Origin of the sequence: Clostridium sp. UBA7503, assembly GCF_002477055.1 — a bacterium.
Lineage (GTDB): Bacteria > Bacillota > Clostridia > Clostridiales > Clostridiaceae > Clostridium_J > Clostridium_J sulfidigenes.
This window is the reverse complement of the sequence record NZ_DLNT01000017.1, coordinates 39,532-59,862: the sequence shown is the minus strand read 5'-3', so window position 1 is coordinate 59,862 and position 20,331 is coordinate 39,532. Positions and strand designations below refer to the sequence as shown.

18 protein-coding genes, 1 pseudogene and 1 riboswitch are annotated in these 20,331 nt (G+C 30.6%); all 19 genes and pseudogenes read left to right on the top strand.

The features are described 5' to 3' along the window. Positions 1–15: 15 nt before the first annotated feature. The 19 genes and pseudogenes from pstB to rsmB all read left to right on the top strand — a co-directional run bounded on the left by pstB (position 16) and on the right by rsmB (position 20,329). Positions 16–765 (top strand): phosphate ABC transporter ATP-binding protein PstB, encoded by a 750-nt coding sequence (pstB, locus tag B3630_RS04245; protein ID WP_346895962.1) that lies wholly within the window; start codon positions 16–18, stop codon positions 763–765. 60 nt (positions 766–825) lie between these two features. Further along, a complete protein-coding gene (gene phoU / locus B3630_RS04240; RefSeq protein ID WP_346895802.1) occupies positions 826–1,479 on the top strand; it encodes a phosphate signaling complex protein PhoU in 654 nt (217 codons plus the stop codon). A gap of 208 nt (positions 1,480–1,687) precedes the next feature. Further along, positions 1,688–3,022: a DUF512 domain-containing protein gene (locus B3630_RS04235; RefSeq protein WP_346895800.1), complete on the top strand. Its 1,335-nt coding sequence runs from the start codon at positions 1,688–1,690 to the stop codon at positions 3,020–3,022. Position 3,023: 1 nt separating this feature from the next. Then, complete coding sequence (gene der / locus B3630_RS04230) at positions 3,024–4,343, top strand: ribosome biogenesis GTPase Der (RefSeq protein ID WP_035132691.1); 1,320 nt, start codon at positions 3,024–3,026, stop codon at positions 4,341–4,343. 98 nt (positions 4,344–4,441) lie between these two features. Next, positions 4,442–5,443, top strand: a complete 1,002-nt coding sequence (locus B3630_RS04225; RefSeq protein ID WP_346895798.1) for an NAD(P)H-dependent glycerol-3-phosphate dehydrogenase — start codon at positions 4,442–4,444, stop codon at positions 5,441–5,443. A gap of 135 nt (positions 5,444–5,578) precedes the next feature. Continuing rightward, a complete protein-coding gene (locus tag B3630_RS04220; RefSeq protein WP_346895796.1) occupies positions 5,579–6,529 on the top strand; it encodes a M15 family metallopeptidase in 951 nt (316 codons plus the stop codon). A 137-nt stretch (positions 6,530–6,666) separates the two neighbouring features. Then, a complete protein-coding gene (spoIVA, locus tag B3630_RS04215) occupies positions 6,667–8,145 on the top strand; it encodes a stage IV sporulation protein A (protein WP_346895794.1) in 1,479 nt (492 codons plus the stop codon). Positions 8,146–8,411: 266 nt separating this feature from the next. Next, a complete protein-coding gene (locus B3630_RS04210) occupies positions 8,412–9,395 on the top strand; it encodes an asparaginase (protein WP_346895792.1) in 984 nt (327 codons plus the stop codon). 86 nt (positions 9,396–9,481) lie between these two features. After that, positions 9,482–9,581: riboswitch (purine riboswitch) on the top strand. A gap of 70 nt (positions 9,582–9,651) precedes the next feature. Further along, positions 9,652–11,007, top strand: a complete 1,356-nt coding sequence (locus B3630_RS04205; RefSeq protein ID WP_346895790.1) for an NCS2 family permease — start codon at positions 9,652–9,654, stop codon at positions 11,005–11,007. A 257-nt stretch (positions 11,008–11,264) separates the two neighbouring features. Next, positions 11,265–12,143 (top strand): YicC/YloC family endoribonuclease, encoded by an 879-nt coding sequence (locus B3630_RS04200; RefSeq protein ID WP_346895788.1) that lies wholly within the window; start codon positions 11,265–11,267, stop codon positions 12,141–12,143. Positions 12,144–12,159: 16 nt separating this feature from the next. Next, a complete protein-coding gene (gene remA, locus B3630_RS04195; protein WP_035132703.1) occupies positions 12,160–12,432 on the top strand; it encodes an extracellular matrix/biofilm regulator RemA in 273 nt (90 codons plus the stop codon). A gap of 1 nt (position 12,433) precedes the next feature. Continuing rightward, on the top strand, positions 12,434–13,033 hold the full coding sequence (gene gmk, locus B3630_RS04190) for a guanylate kinase (protein WP_346895786.1): 600 nt from the start codon (positions 12,434–12,436) through the stop codon (positions 13,031–13,033). Between the two features lie 5 nt (positions 13,034–13,038). Beyond that, positions 13,039–13,260: pseudogene (gene rpoZ, locus B3630_RS04185) on the top strand (DNA-directed RNA polymerase subunit omega); the annotation flags it as partial. A gap of 61 nt (positions 13,261–13,321) precedes the next feature. Then, the gene (gene coaBC / locus B3630_RS04180) at positions 13,322–14,509 is read left to right on the top strand and encodes a bifunctional phosphopantothenoylcysteine decarboxylase/phosphopantothenate--cysteine ligase CoaBC (RefSeq protein ID WP_346895784.1); all 1,188 of its coding nucleotides are present in this window, start codon (positions 13,322–13,324) and stop codon (positions 14,507–14,509) included. Between the two features lie 125 nt (positions 14,510–14,634). After that, complete coding sequence (gene priA, locus B3630_RS04175) at positions 14,635–16,824, top strand: primosomal protein N' (protein ID WP_346895782.1); 2,190 nt, start codon at positions 14,635–14,637, stop codon at positions 16,822–16,824. A gap of 12 nt (positions 16,825–16,836) precedes the next feature. Continuing rightward, positions 16,837–17,277 carry a peptide deformylase gene (def, locus tag B3630_RS04170; protein WP_346895780.1) on the top strand — a complete coding sequence of 147 codons (441 nt, stop codon included), beginning with the start codon at positions 16,837–16,839 and terminating at the stop codon, positions 17,275–17,277. Between the two features lie 11 nt (positions 17,278–17,288). Further along, on the top strand, positions 17,289–18,224 hold the full coding sequence (gene fmt / locus B3630_RS04165; protein ID WP_346895778.1) for a methionyl-tRNA formyltransferase: 936 nt from the start codon (positions 17,289–17,291) through the stop codon (positions 18,222–18,224). A 32-nt stretch (positions 18,225–18,256) separates the two neighbouring features. Beyond that, complete coding sequence (locus tag B3630_RS04160; RefSeq protein WP_346895776.1) at positions 18,257–18,952, top strand: zinc metallopeptidase; 696 nt, start codon at positions 18,257–18,259, stop codon at positions 18,950–18,952. A 45-nt stretch (positions 18,953–18,997) separates the two neighbouring features. After that, positions 18,998–20,329, top strand: coding sequence for a 16S rRNA (cytosine(967)-C(5))-methyltransferase RsmB (gene rsmB, locus B3630_RS04155; protein WP_346895774.1), 1,332 nt, complete (start codon positions 18,998–19,000; stop codon positions 20,327–20,329). The last annotated feature ends 2 nt before the right edge of the window (positions 20,330–20,331 follow it).

Sequence of the window (20,331 nt, the reverse complement as noted above, 5' to 3'; positions counted from 1 at the left end):
TTAGGAGGAAATATGATGTCAATAATATCTGCAAAAGGTCTTAATTTACACTATGGAACAAATCATGCTCTTAAAAATATAAATATAGAAATAGATAAGAATAGTGTTACAGCCTTAATAGGTCCATCAGGGTGTGGAAAGTCTACTTTTCTTAGAACTTTAAATAGAATGAATGATTTAATTGATGATGTAAAAATAGAAGGGCAAGTTTTTTTTGAAGATAACAATATCTACAAGGAGCTAAATGAAATAGAATTAAGGAAAAGAATAGGAATGGTATTTCAAAAACCAAATCCATTTCCAATGTCTATATATGATAATATTGCCTATGGGCCTAGAATTCATGGAATAAAGGATAAAAAGAAGTTAGATGAAATTGTAGAGAAATCTCTTCAAGGAGCTGCTCTTTGGAAAGAGGTAAAGGATAGGCTTAAAAAAAGCGCTATAGGATTGTCAGGAGGTCAACAACAAAGACTTTGTATTGCTAGAACTATAGCTGTTGAACCTGAGGTCATACTAATGGATGAACCTACTTCTGCATTGGATCCAATATCAACTTCTAAGATAGAGGAACTTATGGACGTACTTAAAGAAAAATATACTATAGTCATAGTAACTCATAATATGCAACAAGCAGGACGTATATCAGATAAAACAGCATTCTTCTTAAATGGAGAAATTGTTGAGTATGGAAGGACAGAAGAAATGTTTCATATGCCAAAGGATAAGAGAACTGAAGATTATATCACAGGAAGATTTGGTTAATAATAGAATGAAATTAGGTAGTTATCAATAATTAAAATTTATAAAGTGTAGGTGAAGAAGATGACAAGAAATAGTTTTGACCTTAAATTGCAACAACTTCATGAAGATTTAATGGCTATGGGTGAGGCTGTAGCCAAACAAATAGAAGATAGCATTGATGCACTAAAAAAACAGGATGAAATCTTAGCAGAAAAAGTAATTCAAAAGGATGATGTAATAGATGACTTTGAAGAAGATATAGAGGATAAGTGTATAAAACTCATGGCTACAGAGCAGCCCTTAGCCAGTGATTTAAGAAGGATATTTATCACCACAAAGATCATAACTGATTTAGAGAGAATGGGAGATCATGCTGTAGACATAGCTAAGATTGCGAAAAAACTTGTAGGAGGAATTTATATTAAGGAACTTATAGATATACCTAGGATGGCTAAAATTGTAGAAAAGATGATTAAAGATTCTTTAGAGGTATATATAACTACAGATATAAATAGAGCTCAAGAAGTAAGTAAAATGGATGATGAGGTAGATATATTATTTAGGAGTATATTCGATGAACTACTTGTAATAATGAGGAATGATCAAGCTACTATAAATCAAGCTAGTGAATTTTTATTTGTATGCAAATTTTTAGAACGTATGGCAGATCATGCTACTAATATTTGCGAATGGACTATATATTTAGAATGTGGAGAAAAACTAAAATTAAACTAATACAAATACCTTTTAATTCCCCTTCAAAGTGGAAGTTGGCTATTTATAGTCAGCTTTTTTAGTTTACTTAGAAATTAACTTATATTTTTGTTGAAAAAAAGGAAGCTTTGCGGTAATCTTAATGAGGTGCATTGACTAGGGAATATAATTAAGATAATATAACATAATAGTGGTATAATCATGCTATAGGAATGAAGGAGATACAAATATGAAAAATGAAATAAGTAAGGTTATTCCAAATTCTATTGCAGAAGAAGTAGATATCGAGATTGGAGATAGACTTTTAAGGATAAATGAAAATGATGTTAAAGATATAATAGATTATAAATTTCTTATTACTGATGAAGTACTTCTTTTAGAAGTGGAGAAGAAAGAAGGAGAGATTTGGGAAATTGAGATTGAGAAGGATTATGATGAAGATTTAGGCATAGTATTTAGAGAAGGAATTATTGATAAACCTATGACATGTCATAATGATTGTATTTTTTGCTTTATAGACCAATTACCTAAAGGAATGAGAGAAACTTTATACTTTAAGGATGATGATTCTAGACTATCCTTTTTACAAGGAAATTTTTTAACTTTAACTAATATGAAAGAAGAGGATATAGAAAGAATAATAAAATATAGGATAAGTCCTATAAATGTATCTGTACATACTACAAATCCACAACTTAGAGTTAGAATGCTTAACAATAGATTTGCGGGTAAAATATATGATATACTTAAGAGGTTATCAGCAGCAGGAATAAAGATGAATACTCAAATTGTTTGCTGTCCAGGAATTAATGATGGAGAAGAATTAGTTAGCACGATAGAAGATCTATATAGACTTTATCCTAATGTTAATAGTGTAGCAGTAGTACCATTAGGTATAACTAAGCATAGAGAAGGATTAAAAAAACTAAATTTATTTACCCAAGAAACTTCTTTAAAACAAATTAATTTAGTTAAAGAGCTACAAAAAAAGTACTATGAAGAAAGTGGAACACCCTTTGTTAGATTGTCAGACGAATTTTATATAGTATCAGGGGAACCACTACCAGACTCTGAGCATTACCAAGGATTTGAGCAAATTGAAGATGGTGTAGGAATGGTAACTATATTAAAGGATACCATAGATACTACACTTCCAGATTTAAAGAAAGATGGAGTGGGATCTTTTACATTTGTAACAGGTGCTTTAGTTTATCCTGAAATAGTACATATAAAAGATAAAATTCAAAGGTTAAATAATAATATAAATATTACCGTAGAGGAGATACCAAATAAGTTTTTTGGAGAGACTATTACAGTAACAGGGCTTTTAACAGGAATAGACATAATAAACACACTTAAAGAAAGAGAAATTGGAGACTATATAATAATACCTGATAACGTCCTTAGAAAAGGATATGAACTTTCTAATTCAGATGAAGCCATACTGTTAGATGATTATACTGTGGAAGATTTATCTAGAGAACTAAATAGAAAAGTTATTATTTGTGATTTCACAGGAGATGATTTAATAACTATAATAAATAAACATTTAAGGGAGGATTAATATGGGAAAACCAGTAGTTGCTATTGTTGGAAGACCAAATGTAGGTAAGTCTACACTTTTTAATAAATTAGCAGGAAAGAGAATAGCTATAGTAGAAGATACACCAGGAGTTACAAGAGATAGAATTTATGCAGAGGCTGAATGGCTAAGACATAACTTTACAATTATTGATACTGGTGGAATTGAGCCAGAAAATGAAGATATTATAATGGTTCAAATGAGAAGGCAAGCAAATATTGCTATTGAAACAGCAGATGTAATTGTATTTATAGTAGATGGTAAAGCCGGTCTTCATCCATCAGATTATGAAGTGGCGCAAATGCTTAGAAAATCAGGAAAACCAATAACATTAGTAGTAAATAAAATTGATAGAAGAGAATTAGAAGATAATGCCTATGAATTTTATAACTTAGGTATAGGTAATCCAGTAACTATTTCAGCGACTCAAGCATTAGGTCTTGGAGATATGCTTGATGAAGTTGTAGCTCACTTTGATGAGTTAGGAAGTAGCGAAGAAGATGAAGAATACATAAAAATTGCAATGGTAGGTAAGCCTAATGTTGGAAAATCTTCACTTATAAATAAGTTACTAGGTGAAAATAGAAATATAGTAAGTAATATTCCAGGTACCACAAGAGATGCTATTGATAGTAAATTAGAAACTGATGAGGGTAAATTTATATTAATAGATACTGCAGGATTAAGAAGAAAAAGTAAAATTAAAGAAGAGATAGAAAGATATAGCGTTATAAGAACTCTTACAGCCATAGAGAGAGCTGATGTGTGTATATTGATTCTTGATGCTACAGAAGAGTTAAGTGATCAAGATGAAAAGATTATTGGATATGCCCATGAACTTAATAAGGCAATAGTTGTAATAGTTAACAAATGGGATTTAATTGAAAAAGATGATAAGACTATGAATGATTATAAAGCTAGAATCGGTAGAGGATTATCTTTTATGCCATATGCTAATTATCTATTTATATCTGCTTTAACGGGTCAAAGGGTAAACAAAGTTTTAAATGTAGCTAAAGAGTGCTATAATAATTATACTAAGAGGATAGCTACAGGGGTATTAAATGATGTGGTAAGTAAAGCTGTACTTATGAATGAACCTCCAGTAGTTGCATTAAGAAGACTAAAAATTTATTATGTAACCCAAGTGGATATAAAACCACCTACATTTATATTTTTTGTAAATGATCCAGCCTTACTACACTTCTCTTATGAGAGATATTTAGAGAATAAGCTAAGGGAAAGTTTTGATTTTAAAGGCACTGGAATAAAGACTATATTTAGGAAGAGAAAAGAAGATTAATAAAAATTTTATATCTTTTATTACAAATGGATTTTTAATAAATAAGAAGGAATTAATAGAGACAATNNTTTTATATAATTTAAGAAAGTAGGGATAAGGTGAATAAGATTTCTTTTATAGGAGGAGGAAGTTTTGGTACAGCTTTAGCTGTATTACTTTCTAAGAAAGGGGCAGAATGTTCTGTATGGTGCCATAGTGAAAGCACAGTTAATGATATTAATCTAAAAAGAGAAAATACTAAGTATCTTAAGGGAATTGACATACCAGAAAAAGTTACTGCCTATTGTGATCTTGAAGAAACTATAGAAAATAGTAATATAATAGTTCTTGCAGTACCTTCAAAGGCTATTAGAGAGATTTCAAAAAAAATAGAGCCTTTTCTTAAAGGTGATGAAATAATTGTAACTGTGGCTAAGGGCATAGAAAATCATACATTAAAAAGAATGTCAGAAATAATTGAAGATGAAATAAAAGGTAATCCTATAGTAGTGCTATCAGGTCCTAGTCATGCTGAAGAAGTAGCAAGGGATATACCTACTACTGTAACTGTATCATCAAAGGATATGACATCTGCAAAAAAAATCCAGGATATATTTAGCAATAATACCTTTAGAGTTTATACCAATGATGATCTTATTGGAGTTGAAATAGGGGGAGCGTTTAAAAATATCATTGCCCTTGCTGCTGGAATTTCAGATGGTATTGGCTATGGAGATAATACTAAGGCAGCTTTAATGACTCGAGGAATGAGTGAAATAATAAGGGTTGGAACTAAGCTCTCAGGAAAAGCTGAGACATTCTATGGGCTTACAGGAATGGGTGATTTAATAGTCACTTGCACTAGTATGCATAGTAGAAATAGAAGAGCAGGAATATTAATTGGAAGTGGAAAGACAATGGAAGAAGCCATAAAAGAGATAGGTATGGTTGTAGAAGGAATTGAGGCTGTTAAAGCCTTTCATGAATTAAAATCTAAAACTGATGTAGATATGCCAATAACTACTGCATTGTATGAAGTTCTTTTTAAAGGCAAGAATGCTAAAGATTGTGTTATAAAATTAATGGGAAGAAAATATAAAGATGAAAACAATGAATTGTAAACATTTATTTAATTAAAATATTTTATTTTGATAATATCTTAATATTTGATATAATGATATAAGGTTAGATAGATGAGAATTAATTTTATTTTCAATGAAAAATTGAAGATAAAGGTAGGAGGCTAACAAAAACGTATGTTGAATAATAAAAATTATAGAAAGAAAAAAAATGCATTTTATAAAAGAAAAGATATTTTCTATAAAAAGAAATCAGGTTTTAATAATGGAACTACAATAATTATTGGGTTATTATTTTTAATGGGTATAATGATTGGACTTGTGTTAAAGGAAGATTCAAAAGTCCTTGATACTGCTAATATATTCAATAATGATTATGAGAATAAAACTTCTAAATATAGCCAAGGGAAAACAACACCTTCTAGGGGCAATAGTATTAATGAACATGAATATAACAATTTAGAAGAAGTTCCTGATTTAAGTGATTCTGCAGTTAGCGCTACCTTAACAAAGGATGAGATAAAAGAAATAAAAGATATTATTAATAGTGATACAACAGGATTATATACATTGGTAAACAAAGAAAATTTACTTTCTAAGGAGTATATGCCAGGTAATTTAGTTATTCCTAATATCAACTTAGTATCTGAAAGAAGTAATGAAAAAAACCTAGTTAGTGGAACTATGGTTGAAGATTTAGAGCAGATGTTTTATGATGCTCAAGAACAAGGTATTAATTTATTTTTAAGTAATGGATTTAGAGGATATGATTCTCAGACATATATCTACAATGAGGATATTCAGAATAAAGATAGTGAACATAGTGAATATGTAGCAAAACCTGGTGAAAGTGAACATCAACTTGGATTAGCTATTGATATTACTAGCAGAGATATGTCCTTTGATTTAAATCAATCCTTTGAGAATACCAAAGAGGGTGCTTGGGCTTTAGAAAATGCGTATAAGTATGGCTTTATTTTAAGGTATACTAAGACTAAAGAAGATATAACAGGATATAAATATGAGCCATGGCATTATAGATATGTTGGGAATAAAACAATTAGTAAACTTTGTCACAACAAGGACTTAACATTAGAAGAATTACTTAGTTATGCTAAAAGTGAATAATTTAATTTAAAAACCTATTAGGTATTAAAAGTTTTCCTTTTAAAATAAAAAGGGGAACTTTTTATTTTATTAATGCATAATATTAATTCTACATCAATATATATATAATGTTAATATGTAGTTGCGGGAGGGTAGCCTTGGAAAATTTTGATATATATAAAGATATAGCAGAAAGAACTCAAGGGGATATATATGTGGGGGTAGTTGGGCCAGTTAGAACAGGTAAATCTACTTTTATTAAAAAGTTCATGGAACTAATGGTTATACCTAACATAGAAAATCCTCATAAGAAGGACAGAGCAAAAGATGAATTGCCACAGAGTGGATCAGGAAAATCTATTCACACTACAGAACCTAAATTTGTTCCTAATGAGGCTGTAGAAATTCAGTTTGAGGACGGAGTAAAATTTAAAGTTAGAATGGTTGATTGTGTTGGATATATAGTAAAGAATGCATTAGGCTATACAGAGGCTGATGCACCTAAAATGGTTTCTACTCCATGGCATGATTATGAAATTCCATTTGAGCAAGCGGCAGAAATAGGAACTAAGAAGGTAATAACAGATCACTCTACAATAGGTATAGTTGTAACTACAGACGGAAGTATTACAGGCTTAGATAGGGAGGACTATGTAGATGCTGAGGAGAGAGTCATAAAGGAGCTTAAACAGATAAATAAGCCATTTATAATAGTTTTAAACACTGTAAATCCTAATTCACAAGAGAGTAAAGACCTAGGAAGAGACCTGGAAGAAAAGTATGATGTTCCTGTAAAAGTTATGGATGTAATGAATATAGGAAACAATGAGATTACAGAAATATTTGATACAGTTCTAAGAGAGTTCCCAGTAAAAGAAATAAATATTGACATGCCTCAGTGGATGGAGAGTTTAAATTCATCTCATTGGTTAAAGGTAAACATAATGACTATTCTAAAAGCCATGTGTAAAGATATTTATAAAGTTAGAGATGTTAAGAGATGTCTTGATGCCTTTAAAGGAATCGAATTCTTATCAGACATAAAAGTTAAAGAAATGAATATGGGAGAAGGTACTTCCTGTGTTGATATTAATCCAAAACATGAATTATTTTATAAGATCCTCGGAGAGATTTGTAATACTGATATAAAAAATGAAAATGATTTATTAAATATTATGGAGAGTTTCTACAAGGCTAAAATAGAATATGATAAGGTTGAGGAGGCATTAAAAGAAGTTAATGAGACTGGCTATGGATTGGTTGCACCACAGCTTACTGAAATGAAATTAGAAGAGCCTGAAATTGTTAAGAAGGGTAATCAATATGGAGTAAAACTAAAAGCTTCAGCTCCATCATTACATTTAATTAAAGCTGATATTGAAACTGAAATTCAGCCAATAATGGGTAGTGAAAAACAAAGTGAAGAGTTCTACAAATCAATTTTAGAGCAATTTGAAAATGATCCTTCACAAATCTGGCAAAGTAACATGTTTGGAAAGTCTTTAGAAGAATTAGTTAAAGAAGGACTTCAGAATAAACTTTATAAAATGCCTGAAGATGTGCAAATTAAACTTCAAAAAACCCTTCAGAAAATTATTAATGAGGGAAATGGTGGACTTATCTGCATAATTATCTGATGAATGTTAAGACGTTTTCTTCAAATTCAAAAATATAGTTTTGAAATTAATATTAATTTCAAAACTATATTTTTTATTGTATAATTCTCATCACTGTAATATATTTAAATATGTAAAAGATTTCATTGGAATTATTATAATGGATAAGGTACATTTACAATGCGCTTGATAAAGATATATAATTAAAATTGATTATAAACAAGTTAAGTGTAATTGAATTTTCATTTTGGATTGTAAATAATAAAGATTTTGGAGGTACATAAAGTATGAGTAAAGTTGTAGTAATATTTAATGGTGGAACTATATCTATGAAGGTAGATGAAAAAATAAAAGCAGCGGTGCCTAATTTAACAGGTGAAGAAATAATGTCCATGGTAACAGGTATTGAATCCTATGCAGAAGTAGAATCATATACATTTTCTAGTCTTCCAAGCCCTCATATGACCCCAGATATAATGATGGAATTATCAAATTATGTTAAGAAATTTTTAGAAAGAGAAGATGTAGATGGAGTAGTAGTTACCCATGGAACAGATACTCTTGAGGAAACAGCTTATTTTTTACAGCTCACTATAAATAGTGAAAAGCCAGTAGTAGTTACAGGTTCCATGAGAAATAGTTCTGAGCTAGGATACGATGGACCTGCTAACTTAGCAGCATCAATTTGTACTGCTACATCTAAAGAATCAAGGAATCGTGGAGTAATTGTATGTTTAAATAATGAACTAAATTGTGCTAGTGAGGTTACAAAGTCTCACTCTATGCACCTTAATACGTTTCAAAGTCCAGAATTTGGGCCAATAGGTATTGTTGACAGTAATGAAGTAAGGTTTTATAGAGGAAGTACTACAAAGGAATATATAAATACTCATGTAATAGAGAATAATGTTCAGCTTATTAAATCCTGTGCAGGAATGGATGGTACACTTATAGATTATTGTGTTAGTCAAGGTGCTAAGGGATTAGTGATTGAAGCTATGGGGAGAGGTAATATTCCACCATTAATGGCTAATTCTGTAGAAAAGGCTATAAATAAAGGTGTGGCAGTGGTAATAGTTTCTAGGTGCTATAAGGGGAGAGTTCTAGATAGTTATGGTTATGAAGGTGGAGGAAAACAATTAAGAAATATGGGTGTCATATTTGGAGATAGCATGCCAGGGCAAAAGGCTAGAATAAAGATGATTTTAGCCCTGGGAAAAACAAGGAATTTAGATGAAATAAGAGAAGTATTTGAGAAAGGGCATTATTAATATACGAACATTATAAATAAAAATAAAATTAATATACGTAAAAATCATTGACATAGGTATATAAAGTTGATATTATAATCTTGTAAAAAGAAATAACCACTAATTTTCATATAGGTCTAATGCGATGGATTAGATGTTTCTACCGGATACCGATAAAATCCGACTATGAGAATTCCTATGTTAAAAAACTGTCACTGGGATTCTTATCCAGTGACTATTTTTTGCAATAATACATATTAATGGGAGGACAAGTATTATGGAAAAATTTTTCAAGTTAAAAGAAAATGGTACCGATGTAAAGAGGGAAGTTGTTGGTGGATTAATAACTTTCTTAACTATGGCGTATATAATAGCCGTTAATGCTAACATATTAGGAGATCCTGGTGTTGGAATGAATCCAGGAGCAGTTGTTACAGCAACTTGCCTAGCAGCTGGGGTTACTACTATTTTAATGGGAATCTATGCGAATCTACCATTAGGATTAGCTTCAGGCATGGGACTTAATGCGTTCTTCGCATATACAGTAGTAATGGAAATGGGGATATCTTGGCAAATAGCTTTAACAGCAGTATTTGTAGAAGGAATTATATTTATTTTATTATCATTAACAAAGATTAGGGAAGCTATCGTAAACTGTATACCAACTAACTTAAAATATGCAGTTACAGCAGGTATTGGACTGTTTATAGCATTTATAGGTTTTGGTAATGCTGGAATAGTGGTTGGAAGTGAAGCTACAAAGGTAACCATGGGTAGTTTAGTAAGTCCAACAGCATTAATTACAATATTGGGTGTAATGGTTATAGTAATTTTATCTAAAAAAAATGTAAAAGGTGCAATACTTTGGGGAATGGCTGCTAGTGCTATAGCTGCATGGATATATGCTGCTTTATCACCAGAAGCTGCTACAGCTGCAGGAATATATTTACCAAAAGGTATCTTAAAGTTTGAATCTATAGCACCTATTGCAGGTAAATTAGATTTCTCAGTATTCGCTAATGCTGGAGCTATATCAGAATTTATTTCAGTTATATTTGTATTCTTATTTATAGACTTCTTTGATACAGCTGGAACATTAGTTGGAGTAGCGTCAAAGATTGGAATGATAGATAAAGATGGTAAAGTCAAAAATGCAGGGAAAGCATTACTAGTAGATGCAATTGGGACAACTTTTGGAGCTCTTGTAGGAACATCTACAGTTACAACTTATGTAGAGAGTTCTGCTGGAGTTGCATCAGGAGCTAGAACAGGTCTTTCAGCAGTAGTTACAGGAATATTATTCTTACTTGCTATGTTCTTATCACCATTATTTGTTGCTATACCAGGTTGTGCAACAGCACCAGCTTTAATTATTGTAGGGTTCTTCATGATAGAATCAGTTAAAAATATAGATTTTTCTGATTTCACTGAAGGTGTACCAGCATTCCTTACTATAGCATTAATGCCTATGACATATAGTATTGGAGATGGATTAATGATAGGAATGTTATCTTATGCTATATTAAACCTAATAGCTAATATTACAACTAAGGAAGCTAAGGATAGAAAACAAGTATCTTTCGTTGTATATATTCTAGCAATAATATTCTTATTAAAAATAATCTTTGGTTAAATAAAGTTTTAAATATATATTTATTAATATTGGTGATTTTATTGAACTAATTCATAAAGTAGGGACATAAGCTTAAAATATAAGCTTATGTCCCTTATTTACAGAGTGAATATTTTAAATTATAATGGTTTTTCTAAGGTTTTCTAAAGAATATTTCATTTTTCTTTAAAATTCTTTTGTTTATGGGTTGAAATAAGCCACATACTTTATGTATAATAAATAAAGAATTTAAGAAGATCTAGAAGGGTGCGTTGTATATGATAAAAAGCATGACTGGATTTGGAAGAGGTACATCAGAGAGTGAAGCATCTAGTTTTATTGTGGAAATAAAGACAGTAAATCACAGATACTTTGAGATTAATGCTAGAATGCCAAGAACTTTAATATCTTTAGAAGATGGTATAAGAAAATATGTAAATGACAAGATTAAGAGGGGAAAGGTAGATATATTTATTACTCAAAATCAAGGAGCTAACCAAGATATGTCTGTAGTGGTAAATGAGAGTTTAGCTGAAAATTATGTGGAGGTATTACATAGTTTAAGGGATAAGTATGATTTAAGGGATGATATTTCTGCTACAACCTTAGCACGGTTTCCAGAAGTTCTAAAATTAGAACAAAAGGAAGAAGATTTAGAAAAAACATGGAAGATATTATTACCAGCAGTAGAAGAGGCAGTACACAATCTTGTATCCATGAGGCAACAAGAAGGTGAAAAACTTTTGATAGATATTACAAAGAGATGTGAATGTATTTCAAGTAATGTTGATATAATTAGTAAAAGGGTGCCAGAAGTTACAGAAGCATATAGAGCAAGACTTCTAAAGAAAGTAGAAGAAATTTTAGCAGAAAAAAGTATTGATGAAAATCGCATTGCTATGGAAGTGGTTCTTCAAGCGGATAAATCCTGTGTTGATGAGGAAATTGTTAGACTTAAAAGCCATGTTGCACAAGTCATCAAAACTTTTAAATTAGGAGAGCCAATAGGTAGAAAGCTAGATTTCATTGTTCAAGAAATGAACAGAGAAGCGAATACAATTGCGTCTAAAGTTAACGATTTGGAATTAACTAATATAGCACTTAATATAAAAAGTGATATAGAAAAGATTAGAGAACAGGTTCAAAACATAGAATAAATTTAGGAGGTAGGGCATGGGTATAAAACTTATAAATATTGGATTTGGAAATATTGTTTCAGCAAATAGATTAGTAGCTATTGTTAGTCCAGAATCAGCGCCTATAAAAAGAATAATTCAAGAAGCTAGAGATAGGGGTATGCTAATAGATGCTACCTATGGAAGAAGAACTAGAGCAGTTATAATAACTGATAGTGACCATGTAATACTATCTGCTGTTCAGCCTGAAACAGTAGCACATAGATTGTCATCTAAAGGTGATGATGCTATAGATGAGGTAGAGGATTAATATGGGAAGTAAAGGACAATTATTAGTTATATCTGGACCATCAGGAGCAGGCAAAGGGACTGTATGTAAGTCACTAATTGAAAAAAATCCAATATGGATTTCTACATCTTGCACTACGCGTAAGCCAAGAGAAGGTGAAGTAGAAGGAATAAATTATTTTTTTATAGAGAGAGATGAGTTTTTAAATAGGATTGATAAAGAAGATTTTCTGGAATATGCAGAGGTTTATGGTAATTTTTATGGAACACCTAAATCTGAGGTTTTAAAGATGTTAGAAGAAGGTAAGGATGTAATATTAGAAATAGATATACAAGGTGCATTAAAAATTAAATCTTCATATCCTAAAGGAATATTTATATTTATTATGCCTCCATCTATGGAAGAACTTAGAAATAGAATAACAAATAGAGGAAGCGAAACTCCAGAGTCTTTAAAGACTAGAATGGAATGTGCTTATGATGAAATAAGCTTTGCATCTAAATATGACTATGCCGTTGTAAATGATAAGGTTGAAGATGCAGTTAAAAAAATTGAAAGTATAATAGTTGCTGAAAAATGTAGAGTATTTAAAATTAAAGATGAGCTATTAGGGAGGTTCTAAAAGATATGAGTAATTCAAAGAGCAATTCAATGATTAATCCATCTATTGTGGAATTATTAGAAAAAGTGGATAATAGATATTCATTAGTAGTATCTACTTCAAGAAGAGCAAGAAAAATAATTGACGGTGAAGAGCCAAAAGTACAAGGGGTAGGTGCAAAGCCATTAACTATTGCTATTAATGAAGTTAAGCAAGGGATTATAGAAATTAGAGATGTAGATGATAAGTTTACTAAGGTTCAAGACGTTGAACTAGTAAATGAAGTAGTGGAAGAAGGCTCAAATTTAGATGAGTAAGAAAAATGTAGTTATTGGAGTAACAGGTGGAGTTGCAGTCTATAAGGCTCTAGATGTTATAAGCAGATTGAAAAAGAAAGATATAAATGTGGATGTTATTATGACAAAGTCAGCTTGTGAGTTTGTTACTCCATTAAGTTTTCAATCGTTAAGTCAAAATGCGGTAATAAAAAATATGTTTGATGAACCTAAGGTTTTTGAAATTCAGCACATATCTTTAGCTAAAAAAGCGGATGTACTAGTAGTAGTTCCAGCTACAGCAAACATTATAGGTAAAGTAGTAAATGGCATTGCTGATGATATGTTATCAACTACTATTATGGCTACTAATGCAAAGGTAATCTTTGCACCAGCTATGAATACTAATATGTATAACAATCCCATAGTTAAAGAAAATATTAAAAAATTAAAAAATTATGGGTATGAGTTTATAAATCCTAGTAGTGGGCGATTAGCTTGCGGAGATGTAGGAGATGGAAAACTTGCTGATACAGAAGAAATTGCAGAAGTGATTTTATCATATCTTCATGAACCAAAGGATTTATTAGGTAAAAAAGTGCTAGTAACAGCAGGACCTACTAGGGCTAATATAGATCCAGTAAGGTTTTTAACTAATAGATCTACTGGTAAGATGGGATATGCAATTGCTGAAGAGGCTAGAGATAGGGGAGCACAAGTAGTTCTTGTCAGTGGTCCTACCAGTATAAAGGTACCACTAGGAGTTAAAATCATAAAAGTAGAAACTAATGAAGAAATGTTAAATGCAGTTAAAGCAGAATTTGATACTAGTGATATTGTGGTTAAATCTGCAGCAGTAAGCGATTACAAACCTAAGACTTATTCAGATAAGAAGATAAAAAAGGGACCAGGTAATTTTAATATAGAGCTAGAAAGAGATAACGATATTCTAAAGGAGCTAGGAACCCTGAAAAAACACCAAATATTAGTTGGATTTGCAGCTGAGAGTAACGATGTAATAGAAAATGCTCACATAAAGCTAAAAAAGAAAAATCTTGATTATATTGTAGCTAATAATATAACTGAAAGTAATGCAGGCTTTGGAAGTGATACTAATAGGGTTACTGTTATAAATAGAGATGGGAAAGAAATATCTCTTGATAATATGAGTAAAAGATTAGTTGGACATGAGCTTTTTAATATGATTTTAAACAATAAATAAAAAAGAGCGACTAAGTCGCTTTTTTTATTATTTATTTATATAATATATCTAATGGGTTTAAAAAGAAAATATGGTTAATAGTTAATTTAGAATGGAGGTAGACACCTCTAGAAGGGGGACTAAAAGTGTATTTAGGAATTATAGTAAATAATGAAGCTGTAAAAGTAGATAAAATATTTACATATAAGGTACCTGAAAGCTTATATGGTAAAGTAAAAAAAGGTAGAATGGTTACAGTTCCCTTTGGAAATGGAAATAAGAAAATATATGGATTTATAGTTGATATATTTTATGATATAGATGATAATACTAAATTGAAAGAAATTGTTGATATAGATGACAGTATGGAATTTCTTACGGAGGATAATATATGTCTTATTGAAATAATGAGAAGGAAGTATTTATGCACTTATTTAGAATGTATAAAAGTTATGATTCCCAGTGGAATAACTAAAGGAACAACCTTTAAAACAAAAAATAGTATAATTATTAGTAGACCATTAACAGAAAAATATAGTAAAGAAGAATATATAAATATTGTTAGTTTTATAGGAGAACATAATGGAATTTATAATAAGGCAGAACTTACTAGTGAATTTAAATTTTCCTTATCGAGGATTAACACATTAATTAAGAATGGATTCTTAGATATTAAAAAAACTATAATTAATAGGTATAATGAAAATGTATATAAAAGATATGAGGAAAAAATATTAAATTCAATTCAACAAAGATGTGTTGATACTATATTATCCAAGGGTAGTAGTAATAAATTTCTTATTCATGGTATAACTGGTAGTGGAAAAACTGAGATATATATGAACCTAGTAAAAGAGATGATTAAAAAAAATAAAGATTCTATAATATTAATTCCGGAAATTGCTTTAACTCCTCAAATGGTTGAAAGGTTTAAAGGAAGGTTTGGAAGAGATATTGCTATATTTCATAGTAGGTTATCTACAGGTGAGCGATTTGATGAATGGATGAGAGTAAAAACGGGAAATGTTAAAGTAGCCATAGGTGCTAGGTCTGCAATTTTTCTTCCTTTTTCTAAATTAGGTCTTATTGTTATAGATGAGGAACATGAAACTAGCTATAAATCAGATAGTGACCCCAAATATCATGCAAGAGATATAGCTAGTTTAAAAGCTGAAATTGAAGGATGTAAAGTGGTTTTAGGATCTGCTACACCGTCCATTGAGACTTATTATAAGGCTACGGAAGGTGAATATGATATAATTACTTTAAATCACAGAGCCGATGGAGCTAATCTTCCAACTATAGAGATAGTTGATATGAGAGATGAGCTAAAAGAAGGAAATAAGTCTATGTTTAGTAGAAGACTATATGAAGAAATGACAGCGTGTTTAGAAAAAAAAGAGCAAGCCATAATGTTTTTAAATAGAAGAGGATATTCTACTTTTGTATCTTGCAGAGAGTGTGGTTACGTATTTAAGTGTGATAATTGTGATATTTCTCTTACCTATCACAATGATAACAATTTAACTTGTCACTATTGTGGATCAAAGCAAAGAGCATTAAAAACTTGTCCAAAATGTAAAAGTAAATATGTGAAATATTTTGGAGTAGGCACAGAGCAATTAGAACATAGTGTTAGAAAGACCTTTTTGGATAGTAAACCTCTTAGAATGGATTTTGATACTACAAGGGGAAAAGATTCTTATGAAAAAATATATAAAGACTTTTCTGCAGAAAGGTACAATGTGTTAATAGGTACTCAAATGATTGCTAAGGGCTTGGATTTTAAAGAAGTAACCCTAGTAGGAATAATTGCTGCAGATTTGTCTTTAAATCTACCGGACTATAGAGCTTCGGAAAAGACCTTTCAATTACTTACTCAAGTAGCCGGGAGAGCAGGTAGAGGTAATAAGGCTGGAAAAGTAATACTTCAGACTTATAATCCAGATAATTATAGTATAGTGTATGCTGCTGTAAATGATTATAGAAGTTTTTATGAAGAAGAAATAATTATTAGAAAGCTAAGGGATTATCCACCTTTTTCTAAGATTTTGTGTATAAATTTAAGCAGTGAAAATGAGGAACATTTAATAAAAAGTATACAAAGTTTAGCAGATAAAGTAAGGATAAAAAACTATGAAAGTGATAAAATTGAGTTATTAGGACCATGTCCTTGTGGGGTTTCTAAAATAAAAAGTTTGTATAGATGGCAGATTATAATCAAAGGTGATTTTGATGATAATTATGCTATGGATATAAAAAATTTAGTCTATGAACAGATTAATTATAAAAATATAAGAATTGGTATTGATATAAATCCAAATAATTTACTGTAAGGGAGAATGATTATGGCATTAAGAAATATAAGAATTAATGAAGACCCAATATTAAGGAAGATTAGTAAGGTGGTTAAAAATATTGATGAAAGAACACAAATATTAATTGATGATATGCTAGATACTATGTATGAAGCTAATGGAGTAGGTCTTGCAGCACCACAAGTAGGTATTTTGAAGCGAGTGGTGATTATAGATATTGGTAATGGACCAATAATACTTATTAATCCAGAGATTGTTGAGGCTAATGGTGAAGTTAAAGATGTAGAAGGATGTCTAAGCGTGCCAGCTAAACAAGGAAATGTTATAAGACCCCAATATGTAAAAGTTAAAGCTGAAGACAGAGATGGAAATTCTATTGAAATTCAGGGGGAGGATCTTCTAGCAAGGGCTCTTTGTCACGAAATAGATCATTTAAATGGAATATTATATACTGATAAGATAGTGAAATAGGAGGTATGAAGATGAATATAGTATTTATGGGCACACCAGATTTTGCAGTACCATCTTTAGAAGCAATTATTGAAAAATATGGAGTTAAGGCAGTACTTACTCAGCCAGATAGACCTAAAGGAAGAGGAAGATCTGTGGCAATGTCACCAGTAAAAAAGGTAGCACTTAAGCATGATATAAAAGTATATCAACCGGAAAAATTAAAAAATGAAAAAAGTTTAATAGAAGAATTAAAAAATATGAATTTAGATTTCATAATAGTTGTAGCATTTGGTCAAATCCTATCTAAGGAAGTCTTAGATATACCTAAATATGGATGTATAAACCTTCATGGTTCACTACTTCCTAAATATAGAGGTGCAGCACCAATTCATTATGCTATTATGAAGGGAGAAAAGGAAAGTGGAAATACCACCATGCTAATGGATATAGGTTTAGATACAGGAGATATGTTGTTAAAGAACAGAGTAGAGATTACAGAAAATATGACTACTGCAGAGCTCCATGATAAACTTATGAACAGTGGAGCTGAGCTTTTAATTGAAACTGTAGAAGGTCTTTATAATGACATGATAACTCCAATAAAGCAAGGAGAAAGTGAAAGTTGTTATGCCAGTATGCTGAATAAAGAGATGGCAAAGATTAATTGGAATCAAAGTTCTAAAGATATACATAATTTTGTAAGAGGACTTTACTCTTTTCCAATAGCTTATACTTATTATAAAGATGAGCCTATGAAGGTAATTGAAACTAGACTTACTAACGAGAAGTCTTCTAAAATTCCAGGGACTATTTTAAAAGTTGATAAAGAAGGAATGTTGGTTTCAACTGAAGATAATAATATATTAATAACGAAGGTTCAATTTCCTAATAAAAAGCCTTTAAGAGTAGAAGAATATATAAAAGGAAATTCTATTGAAGAAAATATATTATTAAAAGAAGAGTAAAAATTAATTAAATAGAATAAGGAGAAATATATATGGGATATTATTATGGAAGTTTTTTTGACAGAACAATGATTATTCTTATACCAGCTCTTATCATTTCAATATGGGCTCAGATGAAAATAAAAAGTAGTTATGCAAAATATTCACAAGTATATAGTAGAAATGGATATACTGGAAATCAAGTGGCTAGAATGATATTAGATGCCTACGGACTTTTTGATATTCCAGTATTAGTTACAGGGGGGCATCTTACAGATCACTATGACCCTAGTGAAAAGGTGGTAAAACTATCAACAGATGTATACAACGGTACTTCCCTGGCAGCTATAGGTGTAGCTGCTCATGAGATAGGTCATGCTATTCAACATAAAGAAGGATATGCACCAATTAAAATAAGAACAGCTTTAGTGCCAATTGCTAATATAGGCTCCCAAGGTTCTTGGATATTATTCTTTATTGGAATTGTAATGTCTTTTACACCATTAGTTAACTTTGGTATTATATTATTCTCAGCAGCAGTTCTTTTTCAGATAGTTACACTGCCTGTAGAGTTTAATGCATCCAGTAGAGCTGTAGCCATATTAAGTGCAAGGAATATACTTTATGAAGATGAAGTAAAGGGAGCTAAAAATGTTTTGACTGCAGCAGCATTAACCTATGTAGCAGCAGCAGTTACAGCTATTGCACAGCTTTTAAGACTCATTGCTATAAGAAATAGAAATAATTAATACAAAAATGGATAAACACTAGAAACCGTAGATAGGATGATATGAATGATAGGTGCTAGAGAAGTAGCAGTAAATACAGTAATGCAAGTCTTTGAAAATAAGGCTTATTCTAATATTGTTTTAAACAACAACCTTAGCCAATGTAATCTTGGAGATAAAGATAAAGCATTAGCTACAGAACTTGTTTATGGTACTATAAAATATAGGTATGCAATTGATAAAATACTTAAGACTTTTTTAGAAAAAAAATTTGACAAAACAGATAAATATATTTTAAATTTATTAAGGGTTTGTATATATCAGCTTAGATATTTAGATAAAATACCTGAGTTTGCAGCAGTAAATGAGGGCGTTAATTTAGCTAAGACTAATGTATCTGTGGGAGCTTCCAAATTAGTAAATGGGGTATTAAGAAGTTATTTAAGAAATAAGAATAAAGATTATTGTAATAAAGAAAATATTAATGAAAGATTAGCATTTTCATATTCTTTTCCTCAATGGATGGTAAAATTATTTATTGAGCAATATGGAGAGGTAGTTGGAGAAAAGATACTAGATGGGCTTAATAAAAGACCTGCTGTTACAGTTAGAGTAAACTCCACAAAGGGAGATTTTGAACAGGTTTTTCATGAGTTGGAAAAAAATGCTTACAACGTAGAAGAGGGGTCTATATGTCCTGAAGCTATAAGAATCGTAAGAGGAAAGAGTGTAGAGGAAAATCCACTGTTTAAGAAAGGTGCTATTACAGTTCAAGATGAGAGTGCTATGCTAGTAGCACCTAGTATGGATTTACAAGAGCATATGACTGTGTTAGATTTATGTAGTGCTCCAGGAGGAAAAACTACTCATATAGCTGAAATAATGGATAATACAGGTATAGTTAAGGCTTTCGATATTTATGATCATAAGCTAGAACTTATAAGAAGTAATAGTGAAAGATTAGGACTAACAAACATTGAATTAGATATATTAGATGCTACTAAAGAATGCAAAGAATTATTAGATGTGGGAGATAGAGTGCTTATAGATGTACCTTGTTCTGGCTTAGGAATAATAAGAAAAAAACCAGAAATTAAATATACAAAAAAAGAGAAAGAATTAAAATCTTTAATAACAGTTCAACGTGAAATAATGAAGAATGCAGCTAAATATGTGAAACCAGATGGAATAATTTTATATTCAACTTGTACTATAAATAAAGTAGAAAATCAAGGAAATATAAATTGGTTTTTAAGTAATTTTAAAGATTTTAGTGTAGAGCCTTTAAACTTTGGACAGGTGGAAAATCTGGTCTATGACGAAAAGGGTTCTGTAACAGTGTTACCTAATGAATATATGGATGGATTTTTTATAGCAAAAATTCGTAGAAATAAATAGGA

Coding starts and splice junctions, on each gene's coding strand:
- pstB (WP_346895962.1), top strand. CDS start 16: ATGTCAATAATATCTGCAAAAGGTCTTAATTTACACTATGGAACAAAT.
- phoU (WP_346895802.1), top strand. CDS start 826: ATGACAAGAAATAGTTTTGACCTTAAATTGCAACAACTTCATGAAGAT.
- B3630_RS04235 (WP_346895800.1), top strand. CDS start 1,688: ATGAAAAATGAAATAAGTAAGGTTATTCCAAATTCTATTGCAGAAGAA.
- der (WP_035132691.1), top strand. CDS start 3,024: ATGGGAAAACCAGTAGTTGCTATTGTTGGAAGACCAAATGTAGGTAAG.
- B3630_RS04220 (WP_346895796.1), top strand. CDS start 5,579: ATGTTGAATAATAAAAATTATAGAAAGAAAAAAAATGCATTTTATAAA.
- B3630_RS04210 (WP_346895792.1), top strand. CDS start 8,412: ATGAGTAAAGTTGTAGTAATATTTAATGGTGGAACTATATCTATGAAG.
- B3630_RS04205 (WP_346895790.1), top strand. CDS start 9,652: ATGGAAAAATTTTTCAAGTTAAAAGAAAATGGTACCGATGTAAAGAGG.
- B3630_RS04200 (WP_346895788.1), top strand. CDS start 11,265: ATGATAAAAAGCATGACTGGATTTGGAAGAGGTACATCAGAGAGTGAA.
- remA (WP_035132703.1), top strand. CDS start 12,160: ATGGGTATAAAACTTATAAATATTGGATTTGGAAATATTGTTTCAGCA.
- gmk (WP_346895786.1), top strand. CDS start 12,434: ATGGGAAGTAAAGGACAATTATTAGTTATATCTGGACCATCAGGAGCA.
- coaBC (WP_346895784.1), top strand. CDS start 13,322: ATGAGTAAGAAAAATGTAGTTATTGGAGTAACAGGTGGAGTTGCAGTC.
- def (WP_346895780.1), top strand. CDS start 16,837: ATGGCATTAAGAAATATAAGAATTAATGAAGACCCAATATTAAGGAAG.
- fmt (WP_346895778.1), top strand. CDS start 17,289: ATGAATATAGTATTTATGGGCACACCAGATTTTGCAGTACCATCTTTA.
- B3630_RS04160 (WP_346895776.1), top strand. CDS start 18,257: ATGGGATATTATTATGGAAGTTTTTTTGACAGAACAATGATTATTCTT.
- rsmB (WP_346895774.1), top strand. CDS start 18,998: ATGATAGGTGCTAGAGAAGTAGCAGTAAATACAGTAATGCAAGTCTTT.